Source organism: Xanthomonas bonasiae, assembly GCF_017163705.1.
GTDB classification, from domain to species: Bacteria; Pseudomonadota; Gammaproteobacteria; order Xanthomonadales; family Xanthomonadaceae; genus Xanthomonas_A; species Xanthomonas_A bonasiae.
In genome coordinates this window covers 76,721-91,743 of record NZ_JAFIWB010000011.1, presented here as the reverse complement: position 1 = coordinate 91,743, position 15,023 = coordinate 76,721, and the positions used below count along the sequence as shown (strand labels likewise).

At 69.9% G+C, this 15,023-nt stretch carries 12 protein-coding genes; 6 read left to right on the top strand and 6 right to left on the bottom strand.

Translation table 11 applies throughout. The features are described 5' to 3' along the window. Positions 1 to 75: 75 nt before the first annotated feature. Together JR064_RS11770 and JR064_RS11765 are read right to left on the bottom strand one after the other, a co-directional pair. Positions 76 to 1,662, bottom strand: a complete 1,587-nt coding sequence (locus JR064_RS11770; protein WP_206229839.1) for a thioredoxin family protein — start codon at positions 1,660 to 1,662, stop codon at positions 76 to 78. 353 nt (positions 1,663 to 2,015) lie between these two features. After that, positions 2,016 to 3,005 carry a bile acid:sodium symporter family protein gene (locus JR064_RS11765; protein WP_179567856.1) on the bottom strand — a complete coding sequence of 330 codons (990 nt, stop codon included), beginning with the start codon at positions 3,003 to 3,005 and terminating at the stop codon, positions 2,016 to 2,018. 239 nt (positions 3,006 to 3,244) lie between these two features. On the opposite strand from JR064_RS11765, the gene JR064_RS11760 reads away from it, so the two are divergent. Then, entirely contained in the window at positions 3,245 to 4,429 is a 1,185-nt protein-coding gene (locus JR064_RS11760) for a lipase family protein (protein WP_206229838.1), read from the top strand. A gap of 52 nt (positions 4,430 to 4,481) precedes the next feature. Here the strand turns inward: JR064_RS11760 and dnaG are convergent, their stop codons facing one another. The 4 genes from dnaG to rpsU all read right to left on the bottom strand — a co-directional run bounded on the left by dnaG (position 4,482) and on the right by rpsU (position 8,270). After that, positions 4,482 to 6,221 (bottom strand): DNA primase, encoded by a 1,740-nt coding sequence (gene dnaG / locus JR064_RS11755; RefSeq protein ID WP_206229837.1) that lies wholly within the window; start codon positions 6,219 to 6,221, stop codon positions 4,482 to 4,484. Positions 6,222 to 6,288: 67 nt separating this feature from the next. Then, entirely contained in the window at positions 6,289 to 7,203 is a 915-nt protein-coding gene (locus JR064_RS11750) for a YihY/virulence factor BrkB family protein (protein WP_179567850.1), read from the bottom strand. Between the two features lie 131 nt (positions 7,204 to 7,334). After that, positions 7,335 to 7,781: a GatB/YqeY domain-containing protein gene (locus tag JR064_RS11745; protein ID WP_191826935.1), complete on the bottom strand. Its 447-nt coding sequence runs from the start codon at positions 7,779 to 7,781 to the stop codon at positions 7,335 to 7,337. A 273-nt stretch (positions 7,782 to 8,054) separates the two neighbouring features. Next, positions 8,055 to 8,270 carry a 30S ribosomal protein S21 gene (gene rpsU, locus JR064_RS11740; RefSeq protein ID WP_003465342.1) on the bottom strand — a complete coding sequence of 72 codons (216 nt, stop codon included), beginning with the start codon at positions 8,268 to 8,270 and terminating at the stop codon, positions 8,055 to 8,057. Positions 8,271 to 8,391: 121 nt separating this feature from the next. Between rpsU and tsaD the strand changes: the two genes are divergently transcribed. The 5 genes from tsaD (at position 8,392) to JR064_RS11715 (ending at position 14,961) form a co-directional block, all read left to right on the top strand. Continuing rightward, positions 8,392 to 9,474: a tRNA (adenosine(37)-N6)-threonylcarbamoyltransferase complex transferase subunit TsaD gene (tsaD, locus tag JR064_RS11735; protein ID WP_206229836.1), complete on the top strand. Its 1,083-nt coding sequence runs from the start codon at positions 8,392 to 8,394 to the stop codon at positions 9,472 to 9,474. A gap of 89 nt (positions 9,475 to 9,563) precedes the next feature. Beyond that, positions 9,564 to 9,923, top strand: coding sequence for a dihydroneopterin aldolase (gene folB / locus JR064_RS11730; RefSeq protein WP_206229835.1), 360 nt, complete (start codon positions 9,564 to 9,566; stop codon positions 9,921 to 9,923). A 117-nt stretch (positions 9,924 to 10,040) separates the two neighbouring features. After that, positions 10,041 to 11,489, top strand: a complete 1,449-nt coding sequence (locus JR064_RS11725) for a circularly permuted type 2 ATP-grasp protein (RefSeq protein ID WP_179567842.1) — start codon at positions 10,041 to 10,043, stop codon at positions 11,487 to 11,489. Next, on the top strand, positions 11,489 to 12,430 hold the full coding sequence (locus JR064_RS11720; RefSeq protein ID WP_179567840.1) for an alpha-E domain-containing protein: 942 nt from the start codon (positions 11,489 to 11,491) through the stop codon (positions 12,428 to 12,430). Before JR064_RS11725 ends, JR064_RS11720 begins: the two co-directional genes overlap by 1 nt. Positions 12,431 to 12,783: 353 nt before the next feature. After that, positions 12,784 to 14,961, top strand: a complete 2,178-nt coding sequence (locus JR064_RS11715; RefSeq protein ID WP_206229834.1) for a glycoside hydrolase family 3 N-terminal domain-containing protein — start codon at positions 12,784 to 12,786, stop codon at positions 14,959 to 14,961. Positions 14,962 to 15,023: the final 62 nt, after the last annotated feature.

Genomic DNA, 15,023 nt, shown 5'->3' with positions numbered 1-15,023 from the left:
GCGCCCGGTGCGGCGCGCGCGCTGCTCGGCAGGCGCGTGCGCCAGCACCGACGCATGCCGCGATGACCCGGGCGCTCAGCTCAGCCAATGCTGGCAGCTGTCGCGGTCCTGGCTGCCGCAGCTTTGCTGCATCTTGTGCTGCAGGCGTGCGAGCACGGCGCTGCCGCCATGGCCCTTGCTCCAGCCCTGCAGGGTCTTGGCCAGGGTGTCGAAGCGCTGCCTGGTGCGCTGGTGGTAGCCGCCGGGCTGCCCGGCCAGTTCGCCGATGACCTGGCCGGCGGCGGCCTCGATCGCGGCCGCATTGTCCGGCTGCAGCCGGATCAGGCCGTCGACATAGAGCACGCCCCACTGCACCCGGGTGGCGGGGCCTTCGGCGCTCTCGTAGGCCTTCTTCAGCCAGTACAGCGCGGTCTGCTTGTCGCCGCGCGCCTCGGCCAGGCCGGCCAGTTCCGGCATGTAGTAGTACGGCGTCTTGCTGCGCCCCAGCTCGGCCAGCAGCAGCTGTTCGGCGCCGGCGCTGTCGCCGGCGTCGTCGAGCAGGCCGGCGGCATTGCTGATCGTGGACTGGCGTTCGTAATCGGTCTTGGCCGCCTGCTCGGCCCACTGCACGCGCTGTTGGACCTTGGCGACCACCGCAGCCGGCAGCGGCGGATGCGGCGCGTCGCCGGCGTCGGCCGGCTGGCCCTGCGCCAGCCGCGCCAGCTGGATGTCGGCGTACGCGGTATCCAGGCGATCGCTGATCGGCAGGCTGCTGTCGGCGTAGACCCGGTCCAGCGCGCCGGTCAGCGCATTGGACAGTGTGGTCCGTTCGCTGGCATCGGCCGCCGCGGCCTGCACCAGTTCGCGCGCCGAATAGGTCAGGGTGCTGCGGTTGGCGCGCGCCTCGGCCGGATCGGCGAGCACCGCCTGCAGCAGGCGGCGATCGGCGGCGCGGCGCTTGGCGTCGGTGGCGCCGGCCTTGTCCGGTTCCCGCGCGGCCAGCGCCAGCAGCGCGAAGCGGCGCTGCAGCGCCGGCTGCGGCGCGGCCGCGGCCAGTTGCGCGAGCACGCCGGCGGCCTGCTCCGGCTTGACCAGTTTGCTCGCATCCACCGCCCAGCCGTATTCGCCGAGCAGGGTCCAATCGTCGGCGCTGAGCGTGGCCGGCGCCTGCAGTGCCTTCTGCAGCAACTGCGCCGAGGTGGTGGTGCGGGTCGCGGCCACGCGCAAGGCCTCGGCCAGGCGCCCGGTGTCGCTGTCGCCGGCCAGGCGGGTGATCTCGCTGCGATCCGGGCGCAGCACGATGATGGTCGGGTAGCCCTTGATGCCGAAGCGTTCGCCCCAGGCCTGCGCGCCTTCCGAATCGCCGTCCAGATGCACCGCGACGAAGGCGCGGGTACGGGCGATGAAGGCCGGGTCCTTGAACAGCGTGGCCTTGAGCCGGTTGCACGGCGGGCACCAGGCCGCGCCCCAGTACAGCAGCACCGGCTTGTTCTGCTCGCGCGCTTCGGCGAAGGCGTCGTCGACGTCGCCCTCGCGCCAGGCGATGCCGGCGCTGTCGGGCGCCCTGGCCGGCGCGATGGCCTGCGGCTTGGCGGGAGCGGGCGGCTTGTCGCAGCCGCCCAGCGCCAGCAGTGCGGCAAGGCTGGCGGAGGTCATGACGGAAAGGCGGAGCGTACGGCGCATACGTCGGTCACCGGGCGAAGAGGGGAGGGCGGCAACGGCGGATGCCGTGCAGGCCATGGCGCCAATCGCGCACTCTACCTAGCCGATCGCGCTGCGTGTACCTGGCGGACATGGCGGTTGCGCATTTGCATATGCCGCGACTCAGCGGCGGCGGCCAGCGCGCTTGCGGCTCGCGGCACCGGCGATGGCGATGGCGATGGCGATGGCGCGGCGCCGGGCGAGCGCCATTGCGCAGCGTTCTCGCTAGCGCAGACCTGATCGATCGGCGTGTGGCGCCCGAGCGCGGGCAGCGGCCGCGGCTTGAACTGGGACAGGCCGCGCCGGGCCGCTGCCGCCGCGACGGGCCGCGGTCGCTAGTCGTGCTTGGCCGTCTTCGCATCGCGCGCATAGCGTTGCGCGACGAAGGCGCAGACGATCAGCTGGATCTGGTGATAGATCATCACCGGCAGCACGATCGCGCCCAGGCTGCCGCCGGCGAACAGCACCTTGGCCATCGGCACGCCGGTGGCCAGGCTCTTCTTCGAGCCGCAGAACACGATCGGGATCTCGTCGCGGCGGCTGAAGCCCAGCCGCCGCGCGGCGAAGGTGATCAGCCCCATCGCCAGCGCCAGCAGCAGCGCGGCGACCAGCGCCACGCCGAGCAGCGCCGGCAGCGGCGTCTTGCGCCACAGGCCCTCGATCACCGCGGCGCTGAAGGCGGTGTACACCACCAGCAGGATCACGCCCTGATCGGTGTAGCGCAGCACTGCGCGGCGCCGCTCGACCCAGCCGCCGACCCAGGGCCGCAGCAGGTGGCCGGCGACGAACGGCACCAGCAGCTGCAGCATGATCTTGCCCATCGCCTCCAGCGGGTTGGCCATCGCGCTCTGCGCGCCGGCCAGCAGGCCCATCAGCAGCGGCGTCAGGAACACCCCGAGCAGGCTCGACAGCGAGGCGCTGCACACCGCCGCCGGCACGTTGCCGCCGGCCATCGAGGTGAACGCGATCGACGACTGCACCGTGGACGGTAGCGCGCACAGGAACAGCACGCCGATGTACAGCTCCGGGGTCAGCAGCCAGTGCGACAGCGGCTTGAGCAGCAGCCCCAGCAGCGGGAACAGCACGAAGGTGGCGGCGAGGATGGTCAGGTGCAGGCGCCAGTGCAGCGCGCCGGCGACGATCGCCTCGCGCGACAGGCGCGCGCCGTGCAGGAAGAACAGCGCGGCGATGGCGATGTCGGTGACGTCGTCCATGATCGCCGCGGCCTGCCCTTGCACCGGCAACAGCGAGGCCAGCAGCACGGTACCGAGCAAGGCCAGGGTGAACGGTTCGATGCGCAGGCGGGCGAGCCAGTGTCTGATCATGGCGGGGAGGTGGGCGAGGGGAGGCTCATTCTAGGAAGCGCTGCGCGCGGATGCGAATCCGTCAGCAAGCCGTAGACAACTCGCAGACATGTTGCTGCGTACGCCGCTCCGGCCACAACCGGCGATCGCGTGCTTGCTAGATTGCCCACGCCCCGTCGATGAGCGCGGCGAGCGAGCGCTGGGTCACGCGATCGTCGGCGCTTGCCTTTCCAAGGATCGCAACGGAGAAGGAGCAAGCCATGCAATACGATCAATACCAGACCGTGTTCGCGCTCTCGAGCCTGTCCAACTGGGTCAGCACGCGCAAGGGAACCGCACAGGCGCTGCAGGCCGACTACCAACATGTGCTGCATGCGACGCTGGCCTCGGCGGCGGCGCAGAACGCCATCGGCACCTGGGAGCTCGTCTGGGGACCGCAGGTCTGGCAGGCGCCGGACTCGCAGCGGTCGGACAATGCGATGTTCGTGGCCAAGGCGGGTGCGGTGCCGGGCATCGAAGGCGATGTCTATGTCGTGGCGATCTGCGCCACCAATCCGAATTCTCTCTACGACTGGTTGGTGGAGGATTTCGATGTGTCCGTGGTGGTCGATTTCGCCACTTACGACCCGTTGGCCGGCACCGCCCCGGTCAGGACCCCGAAGCCGGTGGCGCCGGGGACGGTCGTCATTTCGATGGGAACCGCGCTGGGGGTGTGGCATCTGCTCGACATGGTCAGCCCGGCGTCGGCATCGGCGCCAGGCACGACCCTGGCCAGCTTTCTGCAAACCGCCGCGAGCGAAAACGCGACCGTGATCTTCGCCGGCCACAGCCTGGGCGGCGCGCTGGCGCCGACCATGGCGACCTGGTTCGAGCGCACCGGCAGGCTCGATGGCTGCAAAGCGGTGTACTGCTATCCGACAGCAGGCGCCACGCCAGGAAACACCGATTTCGCGGCGCTCTTTCAGGCGACGCTGCCGCCGGTCATCGGGAACAAGCCGTACCAGACTTGGAATCGCGATCTGTGGAACACGCTCGACGCGGTGCCGCATGCATGGGTGTTGGCGATGCTGCGGCAGATCAAATCGCTCTACGGCAACAAGCCGATCGCAGGTGTCGATGCCCTGGTCTCTTTCGCCAGGGCCAATGCGCGCGCCTCAGGGGTCATCTACAGCCAGATCACCAATCAGCCGCTGCAGGGGACGCGCAGCGGCGATCCGCCGACCACCACGCTGGCCTTCCTCGAGCAGATGCGGATCCAGCACGGCACGGCCTATGAAGCGCTGATCGCGGACTGGTTGCAGCCGGTGGTGCCACTCGGGCGCGCGTTGCAGACCGCCGAGGTGGACATGGATGCCCTGCTGGCCGAACTGGCCAGGCGTCTGGATGCGGGCAGCGACACGGTGAAGGCATTGGAGGCCGAGGAGCGCGCCGCACTCGGGGAATGATCGCCGCCGCCGCTCGCGGGATCGGGCCATGGCCTGATCCCGCCTGCCGCCCTCAATGCAGCGCCGCGCGCGCCTTGAACAACTCGCGCAGTTCGTACTTGTCGGTCTCGTCCAGGCCTTGCGCGCGCTGCTTGGCCTGCAGTTCCTCCAGCCGCTGCTGCAACGTCTGCCGTTCCAGTTGCACCACCACGTCGTGCAGTTCCTGGCGCCAGCTGGCGGTCTCGCCGGGAATCTCCTGCACCGCCAGCTTCTGCAGCGCGGGCAGTTCCTCGCGTTCGTGGAAATGCTCGAGCAGGGCGCCGGTGGAAATGTCCGGGCGCGTGTGCACGATCTCCAGCAGTTCGATCATCAGTTCGATGCCGGGCAGGCGCAGGCCGGCGAACGGGTAGGGCGGGGGCAGGTCCAGCGCCAGCGAGGGCGTGTGCAGCAGGCGCACGATCGCCTCGCGCACCAGGCTGCGTTTCTGCGTCGGCCGTGCCGCTGCGCGCGGCGGCGGCTTGGCCAGCTGCGCGGCGGCGGGCGCAGGGCCGCCGATGCCGGTGATCTCGGCCAGGCGCTGGCGCATCAGGTCGCCGAACGCGCCATCGGGAATCTGCGCCAGCATCGGCCGCGCGCGCTCGGCCAGCCGCGCCTTGCCGTCGAGCGTGGCCAGGTTGACCTCGCGCGAGAGTTCGTCGAAGAAGAACTGCGACAGCGGCGTGGCCTGCTGCAGGCGCGCGGCGAAGCCGTCGGCGCCTTCCTTGCGCACGATGCTGTCCGGGTCCTCGCCGTCGGGCAGGAACAGGAAGAACGCCTGGCGCCCGTCCTTCATCCGCGGCAACACCGATTCCAGCGCCTTCCAGCCGGCGCGGCGGCCGGCGGCGTCGCCGTCGAAGCAGAAGAACACGTCCGGCGCGTTGCGGAACAGCAGCTCGGCGTGTTCGGAGGTGGTCGCGGTGCCCAGCGTCGCCACCGCCTGGGTGACGCCGAACTGGAACAGCGAGACTACGTCCATGTAGCCCTCGACCACGATCAGCCGCTCGATCTTCTGGTTGGCCTGGCGCACCTGCCACAGGCCGTACAGCTCGCGGCCCTTGTGGAACAGCGCGGTCTCCGGCGAGTTCAGGTACTTGGGGCCGTCGTCCTTGTCCATGACCCGGCCGCCGAAGGCGATGACCCGGCCGCGGCGGTCGAAGATCGGGAACATGACCCGGTCGCGGAACTTGTCGTAGACGTGGCCGCGCTCGTTCTTGGAGAACAGCCCGGCGCGCTCGAGCAGCTTGTGGCGGCGCTCGTCGGTGCCCAGCGCGTCCTTCAGCGCGCTGTAGCCGTCCGGCGCGTAGCCGATCTGGAAACGCGCGCGGTTGTCCGCGTCCACGCCGCGGCCGTCGAGGTAGCTGCGCGCCTTGTCGCTGCCGTCGAGCTGGCGCTGGAAGAACTTGGTCGCCGCATCGAGTGCCGAGTACAGGTCGCGATGGTCGTCGCCGGCGGCCTGCGCGGCGCCGCGCTGTTGCGCGTCGCGCGGCACTTCTATGCCGGCGCGCTTGGCCAGTTCGTCGACCGCGTCGAGGAACTCGAGGCGGTCGTAGTTCATCAGGAAGCTGATCGCGGTGCCGTGCGCGCCGCAGCCGAAGCAGTGGTAGAACTGCTTGGTCGGCGACACCGTGAACGAGGCCGAACGCTCGTCGTGGAACGGGCAGCGCGCCGCGTATTCCTTGCCCTGGCGCTTCAGCGGCACGCGCGTGCCGACCACCTCGACGATGTCGGTGCGGGCGAGCAGGTCGTCGATGAACGCGTCGGGGATGCGGGCCATGGGCGATAGGATGCCATGCGTCCGCGCCGCCGCCACGGATCGGCCCGCAAACCCTGGCGTTGCGGTGCTACAGCGGCGGCGGAATCGCGGTGATCGCGCTGGCGTCGATCCCGGCCGCGGCGAGCTTGCGCCGCGAGCGCAGGCGCTCGTCGATCACCGCGGTGATCAGCGCGCCGACGAAGAACACCACCGTGGCGTAGTAGATCCACACCAGCAGGATCACCAGCGCGCCCATCGAGCCGTAGGCGCTGCCCGGCGCGGCGGTGGCGATGTACAGGCCGATCGCGTAGCGCCCGGCCACGAACAGGCAGGCGGTGATGGCGCCGCCGATCACCGCCTGGCGCCATTCCACGCGCCGGTCCGGCAGGTAGTGGTAGAGCACGGCGAAGGCCAGCACGTAGATCGCCAGCGTGGAGGCGTAGCCGACCGCCGGCAGCAGCGACGGCAGGCGCGCGAAGGCGACCTGCAGCACCGTGGTCAGGATCATCGAGATCAGCAGCAGGAAGCCCAGCGCGAACACCACGCCGAACGAGAACACGCGCTTCTTCAGCCACGCCACGATGCCTTCCAGGCGCTGCTTGTCGGTGCGGAAGATCAGGTTCAGCGCGTTCTGCAGCTGCGCGAACACCGCGGTGGCGCCGACGAACAGCAGCAGCGTGCTCCACAGCCCGGCCAGCGAGCCGACGTTGGGCTGGTTCTTGGCGTTGTCGATGATGGTCTGCGCCACTTCGCGCGCGCCATGCCCGGCCAGTTGCCCGATCTGCTCGATGAAGGCCTGCTGCGCCTGCGGGTACAGCGAGGCGGTCAGCCACAGCAGCAACACCAGCAGCGGCGCCAGCGACAGCAGCGCGTAGAACGACAGCGAAGCGGCCTGGGTCATCACGTCGATCTCGACGAAACGCCGCAGCAATGCCGCCGGCAGGCTCTGCTGCAGGCGTTCGAGGTGTTTTTGCAGGCGGGTGGGCGACAGCGACAGGGACATGGGAACGGCAACGGCCTTGCAGCGGGCGCGGCAGGTGATGCCGGGCCCGCGGATGCGCGTGGAAGGTGTCGCAGGCTCGCGGGGGTTGTAGCAGCCCGGCGCCGAAAGGCGGGTGAAGCCCGCCTGCGCGGTCAGCCGGCCAGTTGCTGCTTGACCAGCACCGAGACCAGGCTCATGTCGGCCTTGCCGGCCAGCGCCGGCTTCAGCACGGCCATCAGCTTGCCCATGTCGGCGGCGCTGCTGGCGCCGGTCTGCGCGATCGCGGCCTGGATCGCGGCGACGATCTCCGCCTCGCCGAGCTTGGCCGGCAGGTAGCGCTCGATCACCACGATCTCCTCGCGCTCGATCGACGCCAGGTCCTCGCGCCCGGCCGCGGCGTACTGGCTCACCGAGTCCTTGCGCTGCTTGACCATCTTGTCCATCAGCGCCAGCACCGCGGCGTCGTCCACGTCCTTGCGCTCGTCCACTTCCTTCTGCTTGATCGCGGCGTTGATCAGCCGGATCACGCCCAGGCTGTGCGCGTCGCGGGCCTTCATCGCGGCCTTCATGTCGTCGGTGAGCTGCTGCTTGAGGGTCATGAGGGGCTCCAGGGGAAAGGGAAGAAGGGGGGACATTCTAGGCGCTGCGCCGCATCGGTCCGGGCACGGCGCAGGCGATCACGCGCCGAGGCGGGCGCAGGGGCGGTGGCGGGTGCGCCGGCGCGATGCGGAAGGCGGTGCGCCGCGACGCGGGCTGGCCGGGCCTGACCCACGGCCACACAAAAAGCCGGCGACGCTTGCGCGTGCCGGCTTCGTGGGCTTACCGTAGCGGATGCCGAAACCGGCACAACCCGCTACCGCAAACCGCGATCCTCAGTACAGACGCTGGCGCTTGGTGACGTCGCGAGACGTACGGCGCAGCTGACGCTTCACCGCGGCTGCGGCCTTGCGCTTGCGTTCCTGGGTCGGCTTTTCGTAGAACTCGCGCTTGCGGGTTTCGGCCAGCACGCCGGCCTTTTCGCAGGTGCGCTTGAAGCGACGGAGCGCAAACTCGAAGGGCTCGTTCTCGCGGACTTTGACGCTGGGCATGGAATCTCCGGGACACAATGGTGACCGGGTCACGCCCGGCGAGCCGCACATTATAGCGACTGATTTCCTGGCTGCAAGCGGGACGTTTGCCTGCCGCCGATTCGGCCCCACAATGGCAGCCATGAGAGTCCTCGGCATCGAATCCAGCTGCGACGAAACCGGCGTCGCCGTCTACGACACCGCCCTGTCCGGCGCGGCCGCGCTGCGCGCGCACGGGCTGTACAGCCAGATCGCGCTGCACGCCGAATACGGCGGCGTGGTGCCGGAACTGGCCAGCCGCGACCATGTGCGCAAGCTGCTGCCGCTGATCCGCCAGACCCTGGCCGAGGCCGGGCTGCAGGTGCGCGACATCGACGGGGTCGCCTATACGGCCGGCCCCGGCCTGGTCGGCGCCTTGCTGGTCGGCGCCGGCGTCGCCCGCGCGCTGGCCTGGGCGCTGGAGGTGCCGGCGATCGGCGTCCACCATATGGAAGGCCACCTGCTGGCGCCGCTGATGGAGGACCCTGACCCGGTGCACGGCGTGCCGGCGCCGCCGTTCGTGGCGCTGCTGGTGTCCGGCGGGCATACCCAGCTGATCGCGGTAGAGGCGATCGGCCGGTACCGGCTGCTCGGCGAGACCCTGGACGACGCCGCCGGCGAGGCCTTCGACAAGACCGCCAAGATGATGGGCCTGCCGTACCCGGGTGGCCCGCAGCTGGCCGCGCTGGCCGCGCAGGGCACGCCGGGCCGGTACCGCTTCGCGCGACCGATGACCGACCGGCCCGGGCTGGATTTCAGTTTTTCCGGACTCAAGACCCAGGTGCTGCTGGCCTGGCGCGGCAGCGACCAGAGCGAGAGCACCCGCGCCGACATCGCCCGCGGCTTCGAGGATGCGGTGGTGGACACGCTGGCGATCAAGTGCGAGCGCGCGCTGCAGGCGGCGGGCAGCGACACCATCGTGGTCGCCGGTGGCGTCGGCGCCAATGTGCGCCTGCGCGCCAAGCTGCAGGCGATGGCGCAGGCGCGCGGCGGCCGCGCCTGTTTCCCGCGCCCGGCGCTGTGCACCGACAACGGCGCGATGATCGCCTTCGCCGGCGCGCTGCGCCTGCAGGCCGGCCAGTCCAGCGACGCGGCGGTGCGGGTGACGCCGCGGTGGGACATGGCGGAGCTGCCGCCGTTGGCGGCGGCAGCGGGGGAATCGGGAACGGGGAATCGGGAATCGTAAAAGCGGGCTCCGTGCGGTTTTGCCTTTGCCTCCGCTTTTGCGTTTGCTCTTACCATTCCCCATTCTCGACTCCCCATTCCCGGCCCCCAATGGATAAAGTTTTCATCGAAGGTCTAGAGATCGACGCGCTGATCGGCATCTACGATTGGGAGCGGCGGATCCGGCAGACCTTGCGCTTCGATCTGGAGATGGGCTTCGACAACCGGGTGCCGGCGGCCAGCGACGACATCGCCGATACGCTCAACTACAAGGCGGTCAGCAAACGCCTGGTGGAGCTGGTCGAGCAGTCCGACTACGGCCTGGTGGAGACGCTGGCCGAGCGCTGTGCGGCCGCGGTGCTGGACGAGTTCGAGGTGCGCTGGCTGCGGCTGAAGCTGAGCAAGCCGGGGGCGGTGCGCGGCGCGCAGGCGGTGGGCGTGATCATCGAGCGATGCCGCGACGCCGGCTGAGCGCGCGCCGGCGCGGCATCGGCGCAGCCGCTTGACGCTCATTCCGGTTCCGGGCATGTTGCTGTGCAACGCAACACTCGGCCGATCGCGCCCGGTGGCGTACACCGACGGGGCACGATGGACTGGAGCAAGTACCGCACGGCCACCTACGACGAGCTGATCCAGGCAGATGGTCAGCCGCGTCCCGCCGCCCGCCGGGTCATCGAATACCTGTCCAGCCTGTCCGGCCGCGAATTGTCCGAGCGCCAGCTCGCCGCCGATGTCGCCGCACGGGTCATGGGCATCACCTTCACCGTCTATTCCGATGGCCGCAACGTCGATCGCACGCTGCCGTTCGACCTGATCCCGCGGGTGATCCCGCTGCGCGAGTGGCAACGCACCGAGGCCGGGCTGAAGCAGCGCATGCGCGCGCTCAACCTGTTCATCGGCGACGTCTACGGCGCGCAGCGCATCGTCAAGGACAAGGTGTTTCCGGCGATGCTGCTGGAGCATTCGGTGAACTTCCGTCCGCAGTGCGTGGGCATCACCCCGGCGCTGGGCGTGTGGGCGCATATCTGCGGCTCGGACCTGGTGCGCGACGCCGACGGCACGCTGTACGCGCTGGAAGACAACCTGCGCATTCCCAGCGGCGTGTCGTACATGCTGGAAAACCGCATGGTCGCCAAGCGCGTGTTTCCCGAACTGTTCGAGACCAGCGCGATCCTGCCGGTGGACGAATATCCGGCGCAGCTGTACGACACCCTGGCCGCGCTGTCGCCGCGCCCCGGCGACCAGCCGGTGATCGCGCTGCTGACCCCGGGCATCTTCAACAGCGCGTATTTCGAGCACGCCTACCTGGCCCAGGCGATGGGCATCGAGCTGGTCGAGGGCGACGACCTGTTCGTCGCCGACGACGACTGCACCTACATGCGCACCATCTACGGGCCGCGCCGGGTCGACGTGATCTATCGCCGGGTCGACGACCTGTTCATCGATCCGGAAGTGTTCCACCCCGATTCGGTGCTCGGTGTGCCCGGGCTGATCCGCAGCTGGCGCGCCGGCAAGGTGGCGCTGGCCAATGCGCCCGGCGCCGGCGTGGCCGACGACAAGGTGGTGTTCGCCTACGTGCCGAAGATGATCCGCTACTACCTGGACGAAGAGCCGATCCTGCCCAACGTGCCCAGCTACCTGTGCCACGACGACAAGGATCGCAAGTACGTGCTCGAGCACCTCGACCAGTTGGTGGTGAAGCCGGCCAACGAATCCGGCGGCTACGGCATGCTGATCGGGCCGCGCTCGACCAAGCGCCAGCGCGACGAGTTCCGCAAGCTGATCCAGGCCGATCCGCGCAACTACATGGCGCAGCCGACGCTGGGCCTGTCCACCGCGCCGATCGTGACCGAGGTCGGCCCGTCGGCGCGGCATCTGGACCTGCGCCCGTTCATCCTGTCGCGCGAGGACGTCTACGTCACTACCGGCGGGCTGACCCGGGTGGCGATGGAAGAGGGTTCGCTGGTGGTCAATTCCTCGCAGGGCGGCGGCGCCAAGGACACCTGGGTGGTGGACCTGGACGAGGAGATGGACTGATGCTGTCGCGGGTCGCCGACAACCTCTACTGGTTCAGCCGCTACGTGCGCCGCGCCGAGACCACCGCGCGGCTGGTCGGCGTGGGCAGCCTGCTGCAGCTGGACCTGCCGCGCTCGGTGCGTTTCGCCTGGCGGCCGATGATCGACACGGTCGGCGCCGGCGAGATCTTCAACGTCTGGTTCCCGAACGCCGGCGACGACGTCGGGGACGCCGACGTGGTGCGCTTCCTGCTGCTGGACGAGCGCAATCCGTCCTCGCTGCGCAGTTCGGCGCGGCAGGCGCGCGAGCTGCTGCGCGGCATCCGCGACACGCTGCCGCAGGAAGTGTGGGAGGCGGTCAACGACCTGCACCTGTACATCGACGCCAACGGCGAGCGCAGCGTCGGCCGTCGCTACCGGATGGAATTCCTCGGCCACGTCACCGACGCCTGCCTGAAGGTCTCCGGCCTGCTCACCGCCAACGTCAGCCGCGACATCGGCTTCCAGTTCCTGCGCCTGGGCACGGCGATCGAACAGGCCGACATGACCACGCGCATCATCGATGCCGGCGCCTCGGGCCTGATCACCCCGCGCAAGGCCGACGATCTGGAGGCCTACCAGAACATGCAGTGGATGAGCGTGCTGCGCTCGCTGGCCGCCTACCAGATGTACCGGCGCCACGTGCGCCAGCGCGTCACCGGCGAGCATGCGCTGCGCTTCCTGCTGCAGAACAACGATTTCCCGCGCAGCGTGCATTTCTGCCTGACCCGCGCCCAGCACATCCTGCCGACCATGCCGCCGCGGCCGACCGTGGAGCGCGCGCTGATGCGGATCAACGGGCTGGTGCGCAATGCCGACCCGTCCTATCTGGCGCGGCACAATCCGGCCGAGTTCATGGACGAGATCCAGACCCACCTCGGCTACCTGCACAGCGCGATCGCCGAGGCCTACTTCAGCTCGTGAGCGGCGCCTGGCCGGCGCGGCGCCGGTCGCCTCGCGTTGCCGCCCGGGGTGTGCGGCCAGCGCGTCGCAAGGCGGTTGAGACGCAATCCGGCATGGACCCAGGGCACAGGGCCGCTACGATCGCAGCCGCGCCCGCTGGGCACGAGACACCTGCGCCGGTCAGTGCGGAGTGCGACGCGCGCGGCGCAAACGGTTCAGCAGCGGGATGCGGGGGCGTATGGCGGCGTTGGTCGCCGGCGGCGGGCGACGGTAGACAGTTCCCTGAATAGGCGGATCCGGCGCCGGGATTTGCTCTTTCGTCTGGCCGGAGAGCTAGAATTGACGGCTATGTAAACGTTTTCTCAAAGGACCCCATGGCTTCGGATCGTATCGAATCGCTCATCGCCCGCATGACCGTCGAAGAGAAGGTCGGCCAGCTCGGCGTCTTCGCCGACATGGTGCGCCCGTTCGCGCCGGACGTGAATCCGGAAGCGAACGTCAGCAATGCCGACGAGGTGCTGCAGCAGGTGCGCGCCGGCCTGGTCGGCTCGCTGTTCAACGGCGTGGGCGCCGAGCTGGGGCGGCGGATCCAGCGCACGGCGCTGGAAGAGAGCCGCCTGGGCATTCCGGTGATCCTGGCCGCGGACGTGATCCACGGCATGCGCACCGTGTTCCCGATCCCGCTGGGCGAGGCCGCCAGCTTCGAGCCGGAGCTGGCCGAGCGCACCGCGCGCGCCACCGCGGTCGAGGCCACCGCCGCCGGCATCCACTGGACCTATGCGCCGGCGGTGGACATCGCCCGCGACCAGCGCTGGGGCCGCGGCGCCGAGGGCGCCGGCGAGGACGTGGTACTGGGCTGCGCGTTCGCCGCCGCCCGCGTGCGCGGCTTCCAGGGCCCGGACCTGCGCGCGCACGACGCGCTGCTGGCCACGCCCAAGCATTTCGCCGCCTACGGCGCGGTCGCCGCGGGCATGGAATACAACAGCGTGGACATCGCCCCGCAGACCCTGCGCGACGTGCACCTGCCGCCGTTCCAGGCCGCGTTCGGCGCCGGCGCGCTGAGCGTGATGACCTCGTTCAACGACATCAACGGCGTGCCGGCCAGCGCCAACCACGAACTGCTGACCGAGATCCTGCGCGGCGAATGGAAATTCCCCGGCGTCGTGATCTCCGACTACACCGCCGACATGGAACTGATCGCGCACGGCTATGCGGCCGACGAGCGCGACGCGACCAAGAAGGCGTTCCTCGCCGGCATGGACATGAGCATGCAGAGCGGTTTCTACGCCGCGCACCTGCCGTCGCTGATAGAGGGTGGCGAAGTGCCGATGGCCGCGCTGGACGAAGCGGTGCGGCGGGTGCTGACGCTGAAGGAAACCATCGGCCTGTTCGACGATCCGTACCGTTCGCTTGACCCGCAGCGCGAGGCCGACCAGTCGCACATCGCCGCGCACGATGCGCTGTCGCGCGAGGCGGCGCGGCGCTCGATCGTGCTGCTGAAGAACGACGGCGACGTGCTGCCGCTGCGCAAGCGTGGACAGAAGATCGCGCTGATCGGGCCGTTCGTGCAGGACCGCGAGAACATCGAGGGTTGCTGGACCCTGTTCGGCGACAAGACCCGCTACGTGACCCTGGAGGCCGGCGTACGCGCGGCGCTGGACGACGCCGATGCGCTGAGCGTGGTGCCGGGCTGCGAGCTGGAAGCGCCGCTGGACGGCGGCATCGACGCGGCGGTGGCCGCCGCGCGCACCGCCGACGTGGTGGTGCTGGCGCTGGGCGAGCCGCAGCGCTACAGCGGCGAGGCGCAGTCGCGCACGCAGATCGTGTTGCCGCCGGTGCAGCAGGCGCTGGCCGAAGCCGTCGCCGCCACCGGCACGCCGCTGGTGGTGTTGCTGCGCAACGGCCGCGCGCTGGCGCTGCAGGGCGCGGTGCGCGACGCGGCGGCGATCGCGGTGACCTGGTACCTGGGCACGCAGACCGGCCCGGCGGTGGCCGACGTGCTGTTCGGCGACTACAACCCTTCGGCGCGGCTGCCGGTCAGCTTTCCGCTCGACCCGGGCCAGCAGCCGTACTTCTACAACCACGCGCGCACCGGCCGGCCGGAACTGCCGACGATGAGCGAGTTCAAGGCGCGCTGGCGCGAGATCCCGAACGCGCCGCTGTATCCGTTCGGCCACGGCATCGGCTACACCCGCTTCGCCTACGGCGCGCCGCAACTGGATCGCGTGCAGTTGGGCTGGGACGACACGCTGACCGTGACCACCCGCATCGACAACGTCGGCGAGCGCGACGGCGAGGAAGTGGTGCAGCTGTACGTGCACGACCGCGTCGCCAGCCGGGTGCGCCCGGTGCGCGAACTGAAGGGCTTCCGCAAGGTGCGGCTGGCGCAGGGGCAGGGCATGGATGTGGTGTTCACCCTGGACCGCCGCGCCCTGGCCTTCAGCGGCCGCGACGGCCGGTTCGAGGCCGAGCCGGGGTTGTTCGACCTGTGGGTCTGCGCGTCGTCGGCCAGCGGCGAGCCGGTCGGCTTCGAACTGCTGCCGCAGGCCTGACAGCCGCGCGCAGGCGGCCGCGTCACGGTCGTCTGCGCGCACGTCTCCCTTGCCCGCCGTTG

Excerpts from the sequence above, each read along its gene's own strand:
- JR064_RS11745 (WP_191826935.1), bottom strand. The coding sequence starts at position 7,781 with ATGACCCTCAAGCAGCAGCTCACCGACGACATGAAGGCCGCGATGAAG.
- JR064_RS11720 (WP_179567840.1), top strand. The coding sequence starts at position 11,489 with ATGCTGTCGCGGGTCGCCGACAACCTCTACTGGTTCAGCCGCTACGTG.
- JR064_RS11715 (WP_206229834.1), top strand. The coding sequence starts at position 12,784 with ATGGCTTCGGATCGTATCGAATCGCTCATCGCCCGCATGACCGTCGAA.
- JR064_RS11750 (WP_179567850.1), bottom strand. The coding sequence starts at position 7,203 with ATGTCCCTGTCGCTGTCGCCCACCCGCCTGCAAAAACACCTCGAACGC.
- JR064_RS11760 (WP_206229838.1), top strand. The coding sequence starts at position 3,245 with ATGCAATACGATCAATACCAGACCGTGTTCGCGCTCTCGAGCCTGTCC.
- JR064_RS11765 (WP_179567856.1), bottom strand. The coding sequence starts at position 3,005 with ATGATCAGACACTGGCTCGCCCGCCTGCGCATCGAACCGTTCACCCTG.
- JR064_RS11725 (WP_179567842.1), top strand. The coding sequence starts at position 10,041 with ATGGACTGGAGCAAGTACCGCACGGCCACCTACGACGAGCTGATCCAG.
- folB (WP_206229835.1), top strand. The coding sequence starts at position 9,564 with ATGGATAAAGTTTTCATCGAAGGTCTAGAGATCGACGCGCTGATCGGC.
- JR064_RS11770 (WP_206229839.1), bottom strand. The coding sequence starts at position 1,662 with ATGCGCCGTACGCTCCGCCTTTCCGTCATGACCTCCGCCAGCCTTGCC.
- rpsU (WP_003465342.1), bottom strand. The coding sequence starts at position 8,270 with ATGCCCAGCGTCAAAGTCCGCGAGAACGAGCCCTTCGAGTTTGCGCTC.
- tsaD (WP_206229836.1), top strand. The coding sequence starts at position 8,392 with ATGAGAGTCCTCGGCATCGAATCCAGCTGCGACGAAACCGGCGTCGCC.
- dnaG (WP_206229837.1), bottom strand. The coding sequence starts at position 6,221 with ATGGCCCGCATCCCCGACGCGTTCATCGACGACCTGCTCGCCCGCACC.